Source organism: Dokdonella fugitiva (assembly GCF_004342425.1).
Lineage (GTDB): Bacteria > Pseudomonadota > Gammaproteobacteria > Xanthomonadales > Rhodanobacteraceae > Dokdonella_A > Dokdonella_A fugitiva.
In genome coordinates this window covers 273,166-287,578 of sequence record NZ_SLWQ01000005.1, presented here as the reverse complement: position 1 = coordinate 287,578, position 14,413 = coordinate 273,166, and the positions used below count along the sequence as shown (strand labels likewise).

General features: G+C 69.7%; 16 protein-coding genes. 9 read left to right on the top strand and 7 right to left on the bottom strand.

Translation table 11 applies throughout. From position 1 onward, the window contains the following. Nucleotides 1-202 precede the first annotated feature (202 nt). Nucleotides 203-451, bottom strand: coding sequence for a hypothetical protein (locus tag EV148_RS11385; RefSeq protein ID WP_131998180.1), 249 nt, complete (start codon nucleotides 449-451; stop codon nucleotides 203-205). Between the two features lie 4 nt (nucleotides 452-455). After that, nucleotides 456-2,516 (bottom strand): winged helix-turn-helix domain-containing protein, encoded by a 2,061-nt coding sequence (locus EV148_RS11380; protein WP_131998177.1) that lies wholly within the window; start codon nucleotides 2,514-2,516, stop codon nucleotides 456-458. Nucleotides 2,517-2,705: 189 nt separating this feature from the next. Between EV148_RS11380 and EV148_RS11375 the strand changes: the two genes are divergently transcribed. Beyond that, the gene (locus EV148_RS11375; protein ID WP_131998174.1) at nucleotides 2,706-3,350 is read left to right on the top strand and encodes a YkvA family protein; all 645 of its coding nucleotides are present in this window, start codon (nucleotides 2,706-2,708) and stop codon (nucleotides 3,348-3,350) included. 232 nt (nucleotides 3,351-3,582) lie between these two features. Further along, a complete protein-coding gene (locus EV148_RS11370) occupies nucleotides 3,583-4,206 on the top strand; it encodes an HAD hydrolase-like protein (protein WP_131998171.1) in 624 nt (207 codons plus the stop codon). A 187-nt stretch (nucleotides 4,207-4,393) separates the two neighbouring features. Here the strand turns inward: EV148_RS11370 and EV148_RS11365 are convergent, their stop codons facing one another. Next, nucleotides 4,394-4,573: a hypothetical protein gene (locus EV148_RS11365; protein WP_131998168.1), complete on the bottom strand. Its 180-nt coding sequence runs from the start codon at nucleotides 4,571-4,573 to the stop codon at nucleotides 4,394-4,396. A gap of 242 nt (nucleotides 4,574-4,815) precedes the next feature. Continuing rightward, entirely contained in the window at nucleotides 4,816-5,190 is a 375-nt protein-coding gene (locus EV148_RS11360) for a YciI family protein (RefSeq protein WP_131998165.1), read from the bottom strand. A 238-nt stretch (nucleotides 5,191-5,428) separates the two neighbouring features. On the opposite strand from EV148_RS11360, the gene EV148_RS11355 reads away from it, so the two are divergent. Beyond that, entirely contained in the window at nucleotides 5,429-6,331 is a 903-nt protein-coding gene (locus EV148_RS11355; protein ID WP_131998162.1) for an acyltransferase, read from the top strand. 132 nt (nucleotides 6,332-6,463) lie between these two features. Here EV148_RS11355 and EV148_RS11350 read toward each other — a convergent pair whose 3' ends face one another. The 3 genes from EV148_RS11350 to EV148_RS11340 all read right to left on the bottom strand — a co-directional run bounded on the left by EV148_RS11350 (nucleotide 6,464) and on the right by EV148_RS11340 (nucleotide 9,455). Continuing rightward, on the bottom strand, nucleotides 6,464-7,657 hold the full coding sequence (locus EV148_RS11350) for a BaiN/RdsA family NAD(P)/FAD-dependent oxidoreductase (RefSeq protein WP_131998159.1): 1,194 nt from the start codon (nucleotides 7,655-7,657) through the stop codon (nucleotides 6,464-6,466). Continuing rightward, nucleotides 7,654-8,883: an imidazolonepropionase gene (gene hutI, locus EV148_RS11345; RefSeq protein WP_131998156.1), complete on the bottom strand. Its 1,230-nt coding sequence runs from the start codon at nucleotides 8,881-8,883 to the stop codon at nucleotides 7,654-7,656. The genes EV148_RS11350 and hutI overlap by 4 nt, the downstream gene beginning before the upstream one ends. A gap of 125 nt (nucleotides 8,884-9,008) precedes the next feature. Then, nucleotides 9,009-9,455: a DUF2147 domain-containing protein gene (locus EV148_RS11340; RefSeq protein ID WP_131998153.1), complete on the bottom strand. Its 447-nt coding sequence runs from the start codon at nucleotides 9,453-9,455 to the stop codon at nucleotides 9,009-9,011. 141 nt (nucleotides 9,456-9,596) lie between these two features. Here EV148_RS11340 and apbC point away from each other — a divergent pair, with 141 nt between their 5' ends. The 6 genes from apbC (at nucleotide 9,597) to kdsB (ending at nucleotide 14,360) form a co-directional block, all read left to right on the top strand. Beyond that, nucleotides 9,597-10,688 (top strand): iron-sulfur cluster carrier protein ApbC, encoded by a 1,092-nt coding sequence (gene apbC / locus EV148_RS11335; RefSeq protein ID WP_131998150.1) that lies wholly within the window; start codon nucleotides 9,597-9,599, stop codon nucleotides 10,686-10,688. Nucleotides 10,689-10,852: 164 nt separating this feature from the next. Beyond that, nucleotides 10,853-11,419: a dCTP deaminase gene (gene dcd, locus EV148_RS11330; protein WP_131998148.1), complete on the top strand. Its 567-nt coding sequence runs from the start codon at nucleotides 10,853-10,855 to the stop codon at nucleotides 11,417-11,419. Between the two features lie 196 nt (nucleotides 11,420-11,615). Then, on the top strand, nucleotides 11,616-12,029 hold the full coding sequence (locus EV148_RS11325) for a hypothetical protein (RefSeq protein ID WP_131998145.1): 414 nt from the start codon (nucleotides 11,616-11,618) through the stop codon (nucleotides 12,027-12,029). Nucleotides 12,030-12,180: 151 nt separating this feature from the next. Continuing rightward, nucleotides 12,181-12,603 carry a hypothetical protein gene (locus EV148_RS11320; protein WP_131998142.1) on the top strand — a complete coding sequence of 141 codons (423 nt, stop codon included), beginning with the start codon at nucleotides 12,181-12,183 and terminating at the stop codon, nucleotides 12,601-12,603. A 132-nt stretch (nucleotides 12,604-12,735) separates the two neighbouring features. After that, the gene (locus EV148_RS11315) at nucleotides 12,736-13,413 is read left to right on the top strand and encodes a hypothetical protein (RefSeq protein ID WP_131998139.1); all 678 of its coding nucleotides are present in this window, start codon (nucleotides 12,736-12,738) and stop codon (nucleotides 13,411-13,413) included. Nucleotides 13,414-13,589: 176 nt separating this feature from the next. After that, nucleotides 13,590-14,360 (top strand): 3-deoxy-manno-octulosonate cytidylyltransferase, encoded by a 771-nt coding sequence (gene kdsB / locus EV148_RS11310; RefSeq protein ID WP_131998136.1) that lies wholly within the window; start codon nucleotides 13,590-13,592, stop codon nucleotides 14,358-14,360. Nucleotides 14,361-14,413: the final 53 nt, after the last annotated feature.

The window sequence follows — 14,413 nt, the reverse complement described above, 5'->3', positions numbered from 1 at the left end:
GCGGCGAGATTTTGGCAACTTTGCGCCAGGTTTCGATGCCGGTTCTGCAAATCGTGCTTCTGGCATGGGGCGGCGAGGGCTTATTCAGACCTTCCTTAGAGCAGAAGCAAATGGATTCCCGCTTTCGCGGAAATGACGACGTCTTCGGCGGAGCGGTGGTGCAGCATCGGCGCTCACCACCCGATGCCGCGCATTCGCACCGTCACCTCCGCGGGACGACGTCGATCTCGATCTTCGGTCGCGGCGGGTTGTTGATGATGACGCCTTCGCCGCCGAGGATGATCCTGATCGCCTTGACCTGATCGATATCGAACGTGACGGTCCGTATGCGCCCCGGCGTCTTGCGCTGTGCCGTCTTCCGGGCCGTGGTGGACACGCGCTCTTTGCCCTTGGTTGCCATGTCGTCCTCCCGTTGATGCGGAATGCCCTCGATGGGCGGGTTGTCACGCATTCGTTCAATTCGTCGCGAGCAGGCCCAAGCGGCGGAAGCGCAGGTCGCTCGATATGAGTGATTCGGGGATGCCTTTTTCGCGCGCGATTCCCAGTCGCCGGCGCGCCTCGTCCGCGTCGCCGAGGGCGGCGAACGTCTTCGCATCCAGCAACGCGATCTCACCCGAAACCGGGCCTTTCGACTCCGCGCGCGCGACCAGCTCGCGCGCCTTCGACGCGTCCCCGAGCTCCGCCTTGTACAGAGCCAGGGACGCCACGGCGCGCAGGTCGTCGGGCTTGGCTTCCAGATAGCGCTCGGCGCGTACGGCCGCCTCGCGATAGGCCGCGTCCGCGGATGCCGTGGCCGCGGGATCGGCGCGCAGCGCCATGCCGAGGTTGGCCCAGACCATGTAGTCGAGCGGGTTGATCCCGGCGGCTTTCCGATGCAGTGCCGCGGCAGCGGCGTACTCGCCCGACTGGTATTTGATCAGGCCGAGATTGCTCAAGGATTCGTAGGTGGGTTCCAGGTCGACCGACCGCTGCAAGGCACGCGCCGCTTCGACGTTGTCGCCCGCTTCCATGCACAGGGCACCGAGCGTGCCCCACAGGCCCGCGTCGTCGGGCTTCAGCGCGACCGCTTCGCGGAACGAGGCGATCGCGGCGGCGACCTCGCCGTCGAGATAGTGCTGGTAGCCGATCTCCGAACGCACGAACGCATCGTGGGGGCTCGCCGCGACGGCGGCGCGGAAGTGTTCTGCGGCGAGGTCGCGCTCGTGCCGGCTCGCGTATACCTTGGCCTGGCCGACTTCGGCCTGCGCGCGCAGGGCGGGCGAGGCGACGCTGCGGTAGGTCGCGAGCGCCTTGTCCGCTTCGCCCTGCACGCGGTAGAGGTCGCCGAGCGCGAGCGCGACTTCCGACAGCGACGCGTCCATCGTCAGCGCGCGCTGGCAGGCGATGCGTGCGTTGTCGTAGGCATCGACGCTGTGCGCGTTCTCGAACGTGCGGATCTGCGCCTGGCAGATGCCCGCCTGCGCGCGCGCGAAGCCGCTGTCCTTCTGCAGTGCCGCGTCGAACAGGCCGATCGCGCGGTCGGCGACGCCGCTCGCGTTCGCCTCGCGCAGGACGTGCAGGCCCTGCAGGTAGTCGTCGAACGCGGCGACGTTGCGCGTCGGCGTGAGGCGCTTGGCGAGCGCCTCGCGTTCGCCGGGTATCACGCCGAGCAGCGACTGCACGACGTCGTCGGCGATGCGGCTCTGCGTCTCGAACACGTCGGCGAGTTCGCGGTCGTAGGTGCGGCTCCACAACGTGAATCCGTTCGACGTGTCGGACAGGCGCGCGCTGATGCGCAAGCGCGTGCCCTGGCGGCGCACGCTGCCTTCGAGGATGGAGGCGACGCCGAGCTTGCGACCGAGCGCGCGCGCGTCGCTCGCGCCGTCGCGCACGGTGGCGGCGACCGAGGCGGCGACCTTGAGTCCGTACACGCCGGCGAGCGCGCTGCGCATTTCCTCGGCGAGGCCTTCGGCGAAGTAGGCGTCTTTCGCGTCGTCGCTGAGGCTCGTGAACGGCAGCACCGCGACCGACGGCGCGGGCCGGTCGACCGGGCGTTGCCACCAGGCGACGCCGATCACCGCCGTGGCGAACAGCGCGGCGACGAGCGCATAGCCGACGCGGCGCCGGCGCGCGTCGCGTGCGGGGCGTGACGGCGGCAGCGGATGGACGGGCTCCGCCGGGGTGGTTGCGATCGGCGCCGGCGCCGGTGCGCCGGCCGGCACGCGCTGCACCTCGGCGATGAAGCGGTAGCCGAGGCTGTGCAGGGTCTGGATGTAGCGCGGATGTTCGGCGTCGTCGCCGAGTGCCTTGCGCAGCTGCGCGACGACGCGATTGAGCACGCCAGGCGTGACGTGGCGGTGGCCCCAGACCCGGTCGAGCAGTTCGTCGCGCTCGAACGCCTTGCCCGGCTGGTCGAGCAGCGCGACGAGCACGGCGTATGCCTTCGGTTCTATGGCGACGTCGCTGCCGCGGCGCGCGAGCCGATGCGCCGTCGGTTCCACTTCGACGTCACCGAAACGGTAGATCCACGCCTCCATGGCCACCGTCGGATGCCTCCCCGCGGGCGACGCGGCAAAGATATACCCGTTTGGACGAAAAAATCATCGGAAACCGGATCTCCACACGGTTTCGACACGCTTCCGACCGGGTTCCATCGAGCTTCGCAGGCCGCTTCGGCGGACGCTGGCCTGGCGCGGAATCGCCGCGCCGATCCTGAGGAGTCAGCCATGAAACTCGATCTCGCCCACCTCCCGTTGCCCACGCTGGCCGTATCCGACGCCGGCCCGCACCGCCGCCACCACATCGGCCACCGCGTCCTCGGCGGGCGCGCGTTGCGCCGCTTCGAACGCGCCGCCGCCGCGCTCGGCGCCGCGCCGCCGCCGCCGTGGGGCGACGCGCTGGCCTGCGCCGCGCGCCGGCTCGAGCGCGAGTTCGTCGGCACCCGGCGCGCGCCGTGCATCCGCCTGCGCCTGCGCTGCCTCGCCGCGATGCAGGCCATGGCGGTCGAGCCGGCCTGGTCGCTCGCCGGCGCCGCACGCGAGCGCATCGCCACGATCGCCGACTACGCACGCTGCCCCGAGCGGCTCGTGCCGGACGAGATCCCGGTGGTCGGCGGCCTCGACGACGCCGTGCTGGTCGACCTCGCCTGGCCGGCGCTGCGCTTCGAACTCGACGACTACCTCGACTTCCGCCGCCTGCGCGCGGAGGAGGCGCAGTTGCGTGGCGTCCCCGCGCACCGGCTCATGTTCGGTCGCGAGGAGTGGCTCGCGGCGCGCGCGGCCGAGCACGCGTTGCGTGCGCACGTGCGCCGGCGCGGGCTCGAGTGCTACCCGGTCGCGTCGGCGCCGGCGCTGTTCGGCGTGCGCGGGTGATCGCGCGTGCGCGTGCGTCGCCGCGGCACCGATCGCCGTGCGTTCGATGCCGCGGTGACCGGCGACTGCACCGGGCCGCGGAACGACCGGTTGCGCGCCTGCGCCGCCGGTCGCCCGCATCGACGGCACGGCTGGCGGTCGCGACGATCGCTGCGTAGCATGCGCGACCCGTTTCGCACGCGAGGGCCGGTCGGCCGATGGCGACGCGAACGCCGCAGCAGGAATCGTTCGCATGAAGTACCGGCTCGCCATCTTCGATTTCGACGGAACGCTCGCGGATTCGTTTCCGTTCTTCACCGCGACGTTCAACGAACTCGCCGACAAGCATGGCTTCGCGCGCATCGATCCCGCGACCGCGGCGGCGCTGCGTGGCCACAGCCCGCGGCAGATGATGAGCCACGTCGGGCTACCGGCGTGGAAGCTGCCGTTCGTCGCGAAGGACTTCATCGCGCGCATGGGCGAGTCGATCCATGCGATCCGTCCGTTCGACGGCGTCGACGCGGCCCTCGCACGGCTCGCGGACGCGGGCGTCGCGCTCGCGGTCGTCTCGTCCAACGCCTACGACAATGTGAGCCGCGTGCTCGGGCCGGCGACCACGCGACTGTTCCGCCACTTCGAATGCGGCATGTCGATGTTCGGCAAGACCGCGAGCCTGCGCAGCGTCCTGAAGAAGACCGGCGTGCACGCGAGCGAGGCGATCTACGTCGGCGACCAGTCGGTGGACCTGCAAGCGGCGAGGAGGGCTGGCATCGCGTTCGGCGCGGTCGCGTGGGGCTACGCGACGATCGAATCGTTGCGCGAGCACCGGCCGGAGGAAGAGTTCGCCAGCGTGGCGGAGTTGGCGCGAATCGCCTGACCCAGTCGGATCGGCGGCACGTGCCATGCGCATACCGCCATGGCTGCTGCCACGATCCGCGCCGGCCACGCCGCGGAGCACGCAGGGGAGGGCCCATGGATCGTTACCTCGAGGCGCTCGCCACGAGCGCGTTGCCGTTCGATGTCGGCATCGCCGCATCGATCTGGGGCGTGCTGTTCGTCGCGAATCACCTCGTCGTCGCCCGCGCACGCGCGACGAACGACACGCAATCGATGATTGCGTTGCAGGGGAGCGCATCGCTGCGGCGCGGTTCGCAACCGATGTTCGTGCTGCTGCAGGTCGTGGTCGCGGCCTTCGTGTTCGCCGCGGGCGCCGCGATCGGCGGTGTCGCGGCGACGTTCTTCATCGGCGGCCAACTCGTCGCCGTCGCGTCCAACCTTGGCCTCAACGTGCAGAGCCTCGCCGCCGCGCGCACGCTCGCAAGCCAGCAGGGCGTCGATGGCTCGCTCGTAGCGAAGGGCATCGCGGCTGACGGCCGGTCGGCCGGCTCCTTGACGGCCGACATGGGTCTCTCCACGGTGTCCGCGCAGCCTGCAGGGCGGATCAAGGCACGAAGCGCCGGATCCGCGCTGCGCGGCCTGGTCCCTCCTACTGCGGATTCTCGATCGAATCCGGGCGGCCGCATTCCATCTGGCGGATCTCGCATTCGATGTTCCACTCGTCGCCGTGTACTGCGAGGAAGCGCCGGGTCAGCTCGACCGCATGGTCCATCGAGGTGGCTTCGAGCACGGCGTAGCCGCCGATGACTTCCTTCGACTCGGTGAACGGGCCGTCGGTCGTCGAAATCTTGCCGTGGGCGTAACGGATGCGCTTGCCTTCGGAGGTCGGGCGCAGGCCGGCGGTGTCGACGAGCGTGCCTTCGCGCGTCATCTCCGCCATGAGCTCGCCCATGTCGGCCATGAGCTGCTCGCTCGGCACGAGGCCGGTGTTTTCGTTGATCCGGATCATCGACAGGAAACGCATAGGGGGAGTTCCTCGGGTTCGTGAAAGGGCATGACGCCGGGTCATTCGCCGGCTTCGTCAGGACGACGAACGGGGAAGGACGGAATCGACATGCGCATGGCTCGCGTCAATGCCGGGCGTGGCCGCGCCCCGGTCGCGCACGGGTGCGCCTGCGGCGCGACGATCCGCCACCATGGTCGCGGTCGCCTCGGCGGCCGATCCCGGTTAGGCTGCGACTCGCCTTTCCGCCCGGAATGCCATGCCGACCTGGTTTCGCGCCGCCGTCGCGTTCGCGCCGATCGTCCTCAGCACCGTCGTGCACGTGATCCCGCTCTTCGCGGTGACATTGTTCAAGGCGCTGCTGCCGTTCGCGGCCGTGCGCCGTGCCTGCAATCCGCTGCTGACCGGCATCGCCGAAAGCTGGATCGCGTTCAACAGCCGCATGATCGACCTCTGCACGCACACGCGCTTCGTCGTGACCGGGCGGGCCGACCTGCACCGCGACGGCCACTACCTCGTGCTGGCGAACCACCAGAGCTGGGTCGACATACCGGTGCTGCAGAAGATCTTCAACCGGCGCATCCCGCTGCTGCGCTTCTTCCTCAAGAGCCAGCTGTTCTGGGTGCCCTTGATGGGGATTGCATGGTGGGCGCTCGATTTCCCGTTCATGAAGCGCTACACGCGCGAGCAGATCGCGCGCCGGCCCGAACTCGCCGGGCGCGACATCGAGGCGACGCGGCGCGCCTGCGCGAAGTTCCGCTCGATTCCCGTGTCGGTCATGAACTTCGTCGAAGGCACGCGCTTCACCGCGGCGAAGCACGCGGCGCAGGGGTCGCCGTATGCGCACCTGCTCAAGCCGAAGTCGGGCGGCGTCGCGTTCGTGATCGATGCGATGGGCGACGGCCTGCAGGCGATCCTCGACGTGACGGTCGCCTACCCGGACGGCAAGCCGACGATGCTGGATCTGTTCGGCGGGCGCATCCGCGAGGTGCGCATCGACGTACGCGAGCGGCCGATCCCGCGCGAGTTCGTCGGCGGTGACTACCAGAACGATGCCGTGTTCCGCGAACGCTTCCAGGCCTGGATGAACGCGCTGTGGCAGGACAAGGACGCAAGGCTTTCGGGGATGCTGGCGGGAGAATGGAGCAAGCCCGAAACATGAAGGACGCAGGGCACACGAAGAATGCCGCGGACGAAAGAACTTTTTTCCTGGGAGCTTTTCGTCCGTGTGCCCCGTGTGCTTCGTGTTCGACCTTTGGCGCTTGCTTCGCTTCCGGCCCGAACGAGCGCGCACTCACAACGCCATGCCGCACGCGTGTCCCGACGCCCAGGCCCACTGGAAGTTGTAGCCGCCGAGCCAGCCGGTGACGTCGACGACTTCGCCGATGAAGTAGAGGCCGGGGACGCGCCTGGACATCATCGTCGACGAGGACAGCTCGTCGGTGTCGACGCCGCCGAGCGTGACCTCGGCGGTGCGGTAGCCTTCGGTGCCGCTCGCGACGAGCGGCCAGGCGCCGAGCACGGCGGCGATGTCGCGCAGCTGTGCGTCGCCGAGCTGGCGCATCGGCCGGTCCGGCAGCCAGTGTTCGCACAGGCGCTGCGCGAAACGCTTCGGCAGGCGCTCGGCGAGCACGGTGCGCAGTTCGCTCGCGCCGCGTTCGGTACGTTGCGTGCGCAGCCAGGCCTGTGCGTCCTCGCCGGGCAGCAGGTCCAGCCGCAGGTCGTCGCCGGGGTTCCAGTACGAGGAGATCTGCAGGATCGCCGGACCGCTCACGCCGCGGTGGGTGAAGAGCATGAAGTTGCGGAAACGCGCGCGGCCGCAGCGCGCCTCGACCGGCACGGCGACGCCGGCGAGGTCGGCGAGGTGCTGCTGGTGCTTGCCGGAGAGCGTCAGCGGCACGAGCCCGGCGCGCGTCGGCAATACGGTGTGGCCGAAGCGGCGCGCGAGCTCGTAGCCGAAGCCGCTCGCGCCCATGCTCGGTATCGACAGGCCGCCGCTGGCGACGACGAGGGCGGGCGCACTGAACACGCCGCGCGCGGTGTCGACGTGAAAGCCGCCGTCGCCGTGGCGCACGTGCTCGATCGTGCACGAGGTCTCGATGCGCACGCCGCCGTCGGCGCATTCGTCGAGCAGCAGGCGGACGATTTGCTTGGACGAGTCGTCGCAGAACAGCTGGCCGAGCTCCTTCTCGTGGTACGCGATGCGGTGGCGCTCGACCAGCGCGATGAAGTCGGCCGGCGTGTAGCGCGCGAGCGCGGACTTGCAGTAGTGCGGATTCGACGAGAGGTAGTTCGCCGCGGTCGCGCCGGTGTTGGTGAAGTTGCAGCGGCCGCCGCCCGACATGAGGATCTTCTTGCCGACGCGGTTGGCATGCTCGATCACCAGCACGCGCTTGCCGCGTTGGCCTGCGGTGAGCGCACACATGAGGCCGGCCGCGCCGCCGCCGATGACGATCGCGTCGAACGGGTTCTCCGCGGTGGCGCTCATCGCGCGATCGGACGTCCGCCAACATGGACTGCGCGCGCGAGCGAGCCGCCGATCCAGTAGCACAGATCCGCCGGACGCGCGGCGGCCCAGACGACGAAGTCCGCACGCAGGCCGCGCGCGAGCATGCCGCGGTCGGCGAGGCCGAGCGCGCGAGCCGCGTTGACGGTCGCGCCGCGCAGCGCTTCCTCGGGCGTGAGGCGGAACAGGGTGCAGGCCATGCCCATCGCGAGGCGCAGCGACAGCAGCGGCGACGTGCCCGGATTGAGGTCGGTGGCGATCGCGATCGGCACGCCGGCGGCGCGGAACGCGTCGATCGGTGGCAGCTTCGTCTCGCGCAGCGCGTAGTACGCGCCCGGCAGCAGCACCGCGACGCTGCCGGCCGCGGCCAGCGCGCGCACGCCGTCGTCGCCGGTCCATTCCAGATGGTCGGCCGACAGCGCGTCGAACTCCGCCGCGAGCGCGGCGCCGCCGAGGTCGGACAACTGGTCCGCGTGCAGTTTCACGCGCAGGCCGTGCGCACGCGCGACCTCGAACACGCGTCGCGTCTGCGCGGGCGTGAACGCGATCTTCTCGCAGAATGCATCGACCGCGTCGGCGAGGCCTTCGCGCGCGGCCGCGGGCAGGATCGCCTCGCAGACGAGCGTGATGTAGTCGTCCGGTCGCCCCGCGTACTCCGGCGGCAGTGCGTGCGCCGACAGCAGGGTCGTGCGCACGCCGACGCCGAGCGTTTCGCCGAGGCGGCGCGCGACGCGCAGCATGCGCAGCTCGCTGTCGACATCGAGGCCGTAGCCGGACTTGATCTCGATCGTCGTCACGCCGTCGGCGAGCAGCGCCTTCGCGCGTGGCAACGATTGCGCGAAGAGCGCATCGTCGTCGGCCGCGCGCGTCGCGCGCACGCTCGAGGCGATGCCGCCGCCGCTGCGCGCGATCTCCTCGTAGCTCGTGCCTTCGAGGCGCTGCTCGAATTCATGCGCGCGGTCGCCACCGAACACGAGATGGGTGTGGCAGTCGACGAGGCCGGGCGTGACGAGCGCGCCCTGTGCCGACTCGACCCGTGCGGCGAGCCCGGACGGATCGCCGGGCAGGGCCGACTGCGCGCCGGCGAACACGATCGTGCCGTCCTTCCAGCCGATCGCACCGTGCTCGACGAGGCCGTACGGCGTGCCGTTCGCCTGCATCGTCGCGAGCCGCGCGTCGAGCAGCAGTCCGTCCCATTCCGGGGTCATCGAGCCTTGTTCCTCGCCTGATCGATGACCGATTATCGCAGCGCGCCCGCTCCGCACGCGACCACGGCGGGTCGCGCGTGGCCCTCGGCCGGCATGGCCTCAGGCCGAAGGCGTGGCGCGCCGACTTACGGCGACTTGCGTTCCCACACCTGCGAGCGGCCGAGCAGGGCGAAGCCGATGTAGCCGTGCACGTCGAGCTTCTGCCCGCCATCGAGCATGGTGAGCTTGACCTTGTAGGTCTTGCCGTTCTTCGGATCGAGGATGCGGCCGCCGTCCCAGACGTCGCCGTCCTTCACCACATCCCACAGGATGACCATGCCCTCGACCGGCTTGTCCTTGCGTTCGCCGTCGCAGGCCTTGCAGACCGGGTGCGGGCCCTGCTCGGACTGCAGCACTTCGAGCACCTTGCCTTCGAGCTTGCCGTCGGTTTCGGTGATCTGCACGATCGACTTGGGCTTGCCGGTGGCGTCGTCGATCGTGGTCCAGGTGCCGACCGGCGTGTTTTCCGCGGCGAAGGCCGGCGCGCCGGCGAGCAGGGCGAGGGCGAGCAGGGCAGGCGTGCGGTACGACATGGCGCGGTCTCCGGGCGTGGGCGTGTCCTCCGCACGGTGCCGTGTGGTCGCGGGGTCGTCAAGGCGCGGCGCAGCGGGACGCGCGGGTGGCCGGCGCCATCGCTGGCATAATGGGCGTTTCTCCTCCCGCCCTTTCCAGCAATGACCGACTCCCTCGAAGCCCGCGCCCGGCAGATCCTCGCCGGCATCGTCGATCCGCACACCGGCAAGGACCTCGCCGCGAGTGGCGCCGTGCGCGGCGTCGGCGTGTCCGGCAGCGACGTGTCGGTCGACATCGTGCTCGGCTATCCCGCACTGTCGGCGCAGGCCGCGCTCGCCGACGAGGTGAAGCGTGCGCTCGAGTCGGATCCTGCGATCGCGCATGCGGCGGTCGGCGTCGCCTGCCGCGTCGTCGCGCACGAGGTACAGCAGGGGCTGACGCCGCTCCCCGGCGTGAAGAACGTGATCGCAGTGGCGTCGGGCAAGGGCGGCGTCGGCAAGTCGACCGTCGCCGCCAACCTCGCGCTCGCGCTGAAGGCCGAAGGCGCGAGCGTCGGCGTGCTCGACGCGGACATCTACGGCCCGAGCCAGGTGCGCATGCTCGGCCTCGAAGGCAAGCCGGACACGAAGGACGGCAAGCGCATCGAGCCGAAGCTGAGCCATGGCGTGCAGGCGATGTCGATCGGCCTCATGATCGAGGAAGACACCGCGATGATCTGGCGCGGGCCGATGGCGACGCAGGCGCTGCAGCAGATGCTCGGCGAGACGAACTGGTCCGACCTCGACTACCTCGTCATCGACCTGCCGCCAGGCACGGGCGACATCCAGCTGACCCTGTGCCAGCGCATCCCGGTGTCCGGCGCGATCATCGTGACGACACCGCAGGACATCGCGCTGCTGGACGCAAGGAAGGCGCTCAAGATGTTCGAGAAGGTCAACGTGCCCGTGCTCGGCATCGTCGAGAACATGGCGACGCACGTCTGCACGAACTGCGGCCACGAGGAACACGTGTTCGGCGAAGGCGGCGGCGCGCGCATGGCCGCGCAGTACGGCGTGCCGATGCTCGGCAGCCTGCCGCTCGACATCCGCATCCGCGAGCAGGCCGACGGTGGCACGCCGACGGTCGCCGCGATGCCCGACTCCGACCTCGCCGCGCGTTACCGCGAGATCGCGCGCAACGCCGCCGGCCGCCTGTCGCTGCGCGCTCGCAACAAGGCGATCGCGTTTCCGAAGATCGTGGTGCAGGACACGTAGGAGGCGGGGAATGGGGAATAGGGAATAGGGAATGGTTTTTCAGCGCTGCCGTTCCCAATCCCTCTCGTCCCCAGTCCATTCCCCATTCCCCATTCCCCATTCCCCATTCCCCATTCCCCATCCCCCATTCCCCATCCCCATTCCCATTCCCATTCCCACTCCCAATGTCCATCAAATCCGACCGTTGGATCCGCCGCATGGCCGAGCAGCACGGCATGATCGAGCCGTTCGCGCCGCAGCAGGTGAAGCAGCACGAAGGCAAGCGGCTGGTCTCGTATGGCACGTCGAGCTACGGCTACGACGTGCGCTGCGCGGACGAGTTCAAGGTGTTCACCAACATCAACTCGACGATCGTCGATCCCAAGCACTTCGACGAACGCAGCTTCGTCGACGTCAAGTCCGACGTCTGCATCATCCCGCCGAACTCGTTCGCGCTCGCGCGCACGGTCGAGTACTTCCGCATCCCGCGCAAGGTGCTGACGATCTGCCTGGGCAAGAGCACGTACGCGCGTTGCGGCATCATCGTCAACGTGACGCCGCTGGAGCCCGAATGGGAGGGCCACGTCACGCTCGAGTTCTCCAACACCACACCGCTGCCGGCACGCATCTACGCCAATGAGGGCGTCGCGCAGATGCTGTTCCTCGAATCCGACGAGGAGTGCGAGACGAGCTACAAGGACCGCGGCGGCAAGTACATGGGTCAGACCGGCGTCACCCTGCCGACCGCCTGACGCGCGCATCGCGGGGCAGGGCGGGTCGAGCGCGCCGCGCGAGTCCCCCGCCGCAGCGCCATGGCGGGCGCGCGCGCGTACCGCCCTACCGGTTCGCAAGCGTGGGCAGGTGAACCACCGCCAACGCCGCCCTGCCGCCCACGCGGCGGTGGTGATAGGCTTGACGACCTCGACTACACACGGAGTCCCAGGAGCCATGCGGAGTTTCCCGATCGGATCGATCCTGCGCGGCAGCGCGCTCGCGTTGCTGGCCGGCCTGCTCGTCGCCTGCGGCGGCGGTCGCGCGCGTCCCGATTCCGTGCCCGCGCCGAACGTGCCGTCGAGCTTCGACGTGACGATCCTCGCGGACAAGGACAACCAGTTCGATTTCGACGGCGCGCCGCTCAATTCGGAAGACCTCAAGAGCGCGTTCCGCTACCGCCAGGAAGAGAAGCTGCCGATGAGCACCGTGCTGCTCAAGCGCGGCGAGAAGGAGAAGGTGAAGAACGAGCACATCGTCGCGCTCGCGCGCATCGCCTACGAGATGAAGTTCAGCGCGTTCCTGCAGGAAAAGGACGGCTCGATCTCCGAACTGCGCGCGCAGACGAGGGAAGAAGCCGACAAGCAATGAGGCAGGGCATGCCTTGCCGGTCGCGTCGCGGCGTGCGGAATGCAGCCGCATGCGGTGGACACGAACCCATGTGCAGGCCCGACCACAACCCCGCGCCATGCCGACCGACGTTCCGCATGGAGCCCGCACCGAATCCGACGGAGACAATCACGTGAAGACCAAGATCCTGCGCGCGCTCGCGCTCGCCCTTTCCCTCCTCGCCGCGGGCGCCGCATTCGCGCGCTCGGACATCCGTGACGGCAACGCGATGGTGCAGCCGGTCAAGGGTGACAAGTACTCGATCGACGGCGCGATCATGGGCAAGGCCGAGTTGTACGGTTACATCGGCGGCTTGCGCGACGACGACCACATCACCGGCATCGTGCTCAAGCGCGGCGGCAGCGACGAGCAGCGCCGCGTCATCGGCTCGATCGCCAAGACGCTCGGCCTGAAGTCGTTCGAGCAGGCTGGCGGTGACCTCAAGGAAATCCCGCAGCCGGAGCGTCCGGCCGCCGCGCCGGCGATCGACAACCCGCCCGCGACCGACGGCCAGGCGCCTGCAGCCGCGCCCGCCGAGGAGCCGGCGGGCCACTGATCGATGCATCGCGCACGCCGCCTCCGCGGCGTGCGCCGGAGTCGCGGCACACGGGCCCGAGGGCCGGTGGAGGCGTGTGTCGCGACGCGCCGCAGTACCGAACGAATGTCACCCTTCGACCTCCCGCAAACGATGCCCCGCTACAGACTGCTGCTCGCCATCCTCGTACTTGCCGCCTGCGCGCAGGCCCATGCGGCCAACCCCCTGAGCTTCGTCACCGAAACCTTCGGCCACTGGAAGGACCGCCTGTTCGGCAGGCCGGCGCGGCCGGTGCCGGAGATGAAGGCGCCGCCGAGCGGTCCGATCGCGTTGCCACCCGGCACGCGCGTGCGCTTCGGCATCGACGACGACGCGCCGCAGAACGACTTCAGCAAGGGCCGGAGCCGCTACCGCGTGATCGAGCTGCCCGAGGAACTCGAGCACGCGGCCGTGCGCGTGCAGGTGATCGCGCGCAAGAACCCGGCCGGGCACGGCAACGTCGTGTTCAAGCCATTGCTGTACGTCATCGAAGGCGACGACTTCCGCGCGCCGGTCGAGGTGAAGCCCCTGCATCTGGACATCCGGCCGTTCCGCAAGTCGCGCCTGCTCGGCTGCGTCACGCTCGACAAGGTGCGACGCATCGCCGTCGCGACCACGCCGAACGCGCTCGGCAAGTCGTACGAGTCGGAAGTGCGCGACGCGGTGAAGGCGCCGACGCAGGGCGGGTTCTACTACACGACCGATGCGGTCAAGACCAAGCTGCCGTTCGCGGCGACCGGCGACCTCGTGCTCGAGGTGACGCGCGAGGCGAAGGCGGGCGAGGGCTGCTGACGGTTTCAGCAACGAGTCGGGGCAGATGGAAGAATGCCCGTCGTCCCGGCGAAAGCCGCGGCCCGGCGTTTCCCGTGCTGCGACGGCATGCGGGTGGTGAGCATCACCCGCGGCAGGGTTGTCGACGCGCTCCGCGCTCCGCTAGGCTGCGTCCAACTTCGATGACACGGCCGCAGATGCCCACCGACGTTCGCTTCATCGTCGCGATCCCCGCGCGCCACGGCTCGACGCGACTGCCGGGCAAGCCACTGCTGCCGATCGCCGGCGAACCCATGATCGTGCACGTCGCGCGTCGCGCGCGTGCGGCGGGCGCGGCCGATGTCGTCGTCGCGACCGACGACACGCGCATCGGAGCCGCGCTCGCGGGCAGTGGCGTGCGCGTGGTGATGACGCACGCCGATCATGCGTCCGGCAGCGACCGCCTTGCCGAAGTCGCCACGACGCTCGGCTGGCCCGACGACGCGATCGTCGTGAACCTGCAGGGCGACGAACCGCTCGCGCCCGCGAGCGGCATCCGCGCGGTCGCGCAGGCGCTCGTCGAGGACGAGGCGCCGATGGCGACACTGGCGACGCCACTCGCGAGCGCGGAGGAACTGTTCGACCCCAATTGCGTCAAGCTCGTGCGTCGCAGCGACGGGCGCGCGCTGTATTTCAGCCGCGCACCGCTGCCGTGGCCGCGTGACGCGTTCGCGCGCGATCGCGGGTCCCTGCCGGGTGGCATGCCGTTCCTTCGCCACATCGGCATCTATGCCTATCGCGCGGGTTTCCTGCGCCGTTTCGCCACGCTCGCGCCGACGCCGCTCGAGCGCTGCGAATCGCTGGAGCAGTTGCGCGCGCTCGAACACGGCCATGCGATCGCCGTGCGCATCGCGCCGGAGCCGTTCCCGGCCGGCGTCGACACCCCCGATGACCTCGCGCGCGTCGAACGCCTGCTCGCGGGCGGGTGAGGCGCGCGAGCGATTGATTCCCGCTTCGCGTAGTGGCATGGTTCCGGACGCTT

What these genes read in the sequence shown, in the direction of transcription:
- EV148_RS11385 (WP_131998180.1), bottom strand. Translation starts at nt 451, where the DNA reads ATGCGTGACAACCCGCCCATCGAGGGCATTCCGCATCAACGGGAGGAC.
- EV148_RS11380 (WP_131998177.1), bottom strand. Translation starts at nt 2,516, where the DNA reads ATGGAGGCGTGGATCTACCGTTTCGGTGACGTCGAAGTGGAACCGACG.
- EV148_RS11375 (WP_131998174.1), top strand. Translation starts at nt 2,706, where the DNA reads ATGAAACTCGATCTCGCCCACCTCCCGTTGCCCACGCTGGCCGTATCC.
- EV148_RS11370 (WP_131998171.1), top strand. Translation starts at nt 3,583, where the DNA reads ATGAAGTACCGGCTCGCCATCTTCGATTTCGACGGAACGCTCGCGGAT.
- EV148_RS11365 (WP_131998168.1), bottom strand. Translation starts at nt 4,573, where the DNA reads ATGAAGAACGTCGCCGCGACACCGCCGATCGCGGCGCCCGCGGCGAAC.
- EV148_RS11360 (WP_131998165.1), bottom strand. Translation starts at nt 5,190, where the DNA reads ATGCGTTTCCTGTCGATGATCCGGATCAACGAAAACACCGGCCTCGTG.
- EV148_RS11355 (WP_131998162.1), top strand. Translation starts at nt 5,429, where the DNA reads ATGCCGACCTGGTTTCGCGCCGCCGTCGCGTTCGCGCCGATCGTCCTC.
- EV148_RS11350 (WP_131998159.1), bottom strand. Translation starts at nt 7,657, where the DNA reads ATGAGCGCCACCGCGGAGAACCCGTTCGACGCGATCGTCATCGGCGGC.
- hutI (WP_131998156.1), bottom strand. Translation starts at nt 8,883, where the DNA reads ATGACCCCGGAATGGGACGGACTGCTGCTCGACGCGCGGCTCGCGACG.
- EV148_RS11340 (WP_131998153.1), bottom strand. Translation starts at nt 9,455, where the DNA reads ATGTCGTACCGCACGCCTGCCCTGCTCGCCCTCGCCCTGCTCGCCGGC.
- apbC (WP_131998150.1), top strand. Translation starts at nt 9,597, where the DNA reads ATGACCGACTCCCTCGAAGCCCGCGCCCGGCAGATCCTCGCCGGCATC.
- dcd (WP_131998148.1), top strand. Translation starts at nt 10,853, where the DNA reads ATGTCCATCAAATCCGACCGTTGGATCCGCCGCATGGCCGAGCAGCAC.
- EV148_RS11325 (WP_131998145.1), top strand. Translation starts at nt 11,616, where the DNA reads ATGCGGAGTTTCCCGATCGGATCGATCCTGCGCGGCAGCGCGCTCGCG.
- EV148_RS11315 (WP_131998139.1), top strand. Translation starts at nt 12,736, where the DNA reads ATGCCCCGCTACAGACTGCTGCTCGCCATCCTCGTACTTGCCGCCTGC.
- kdsB (WP_131998136.1), top strand. Translation starts at nt 13,590, where the DNA reads ATGCCCACCGACGTTCGCTTCATCGTCGCGATCCCCGCGCGCCACGGC.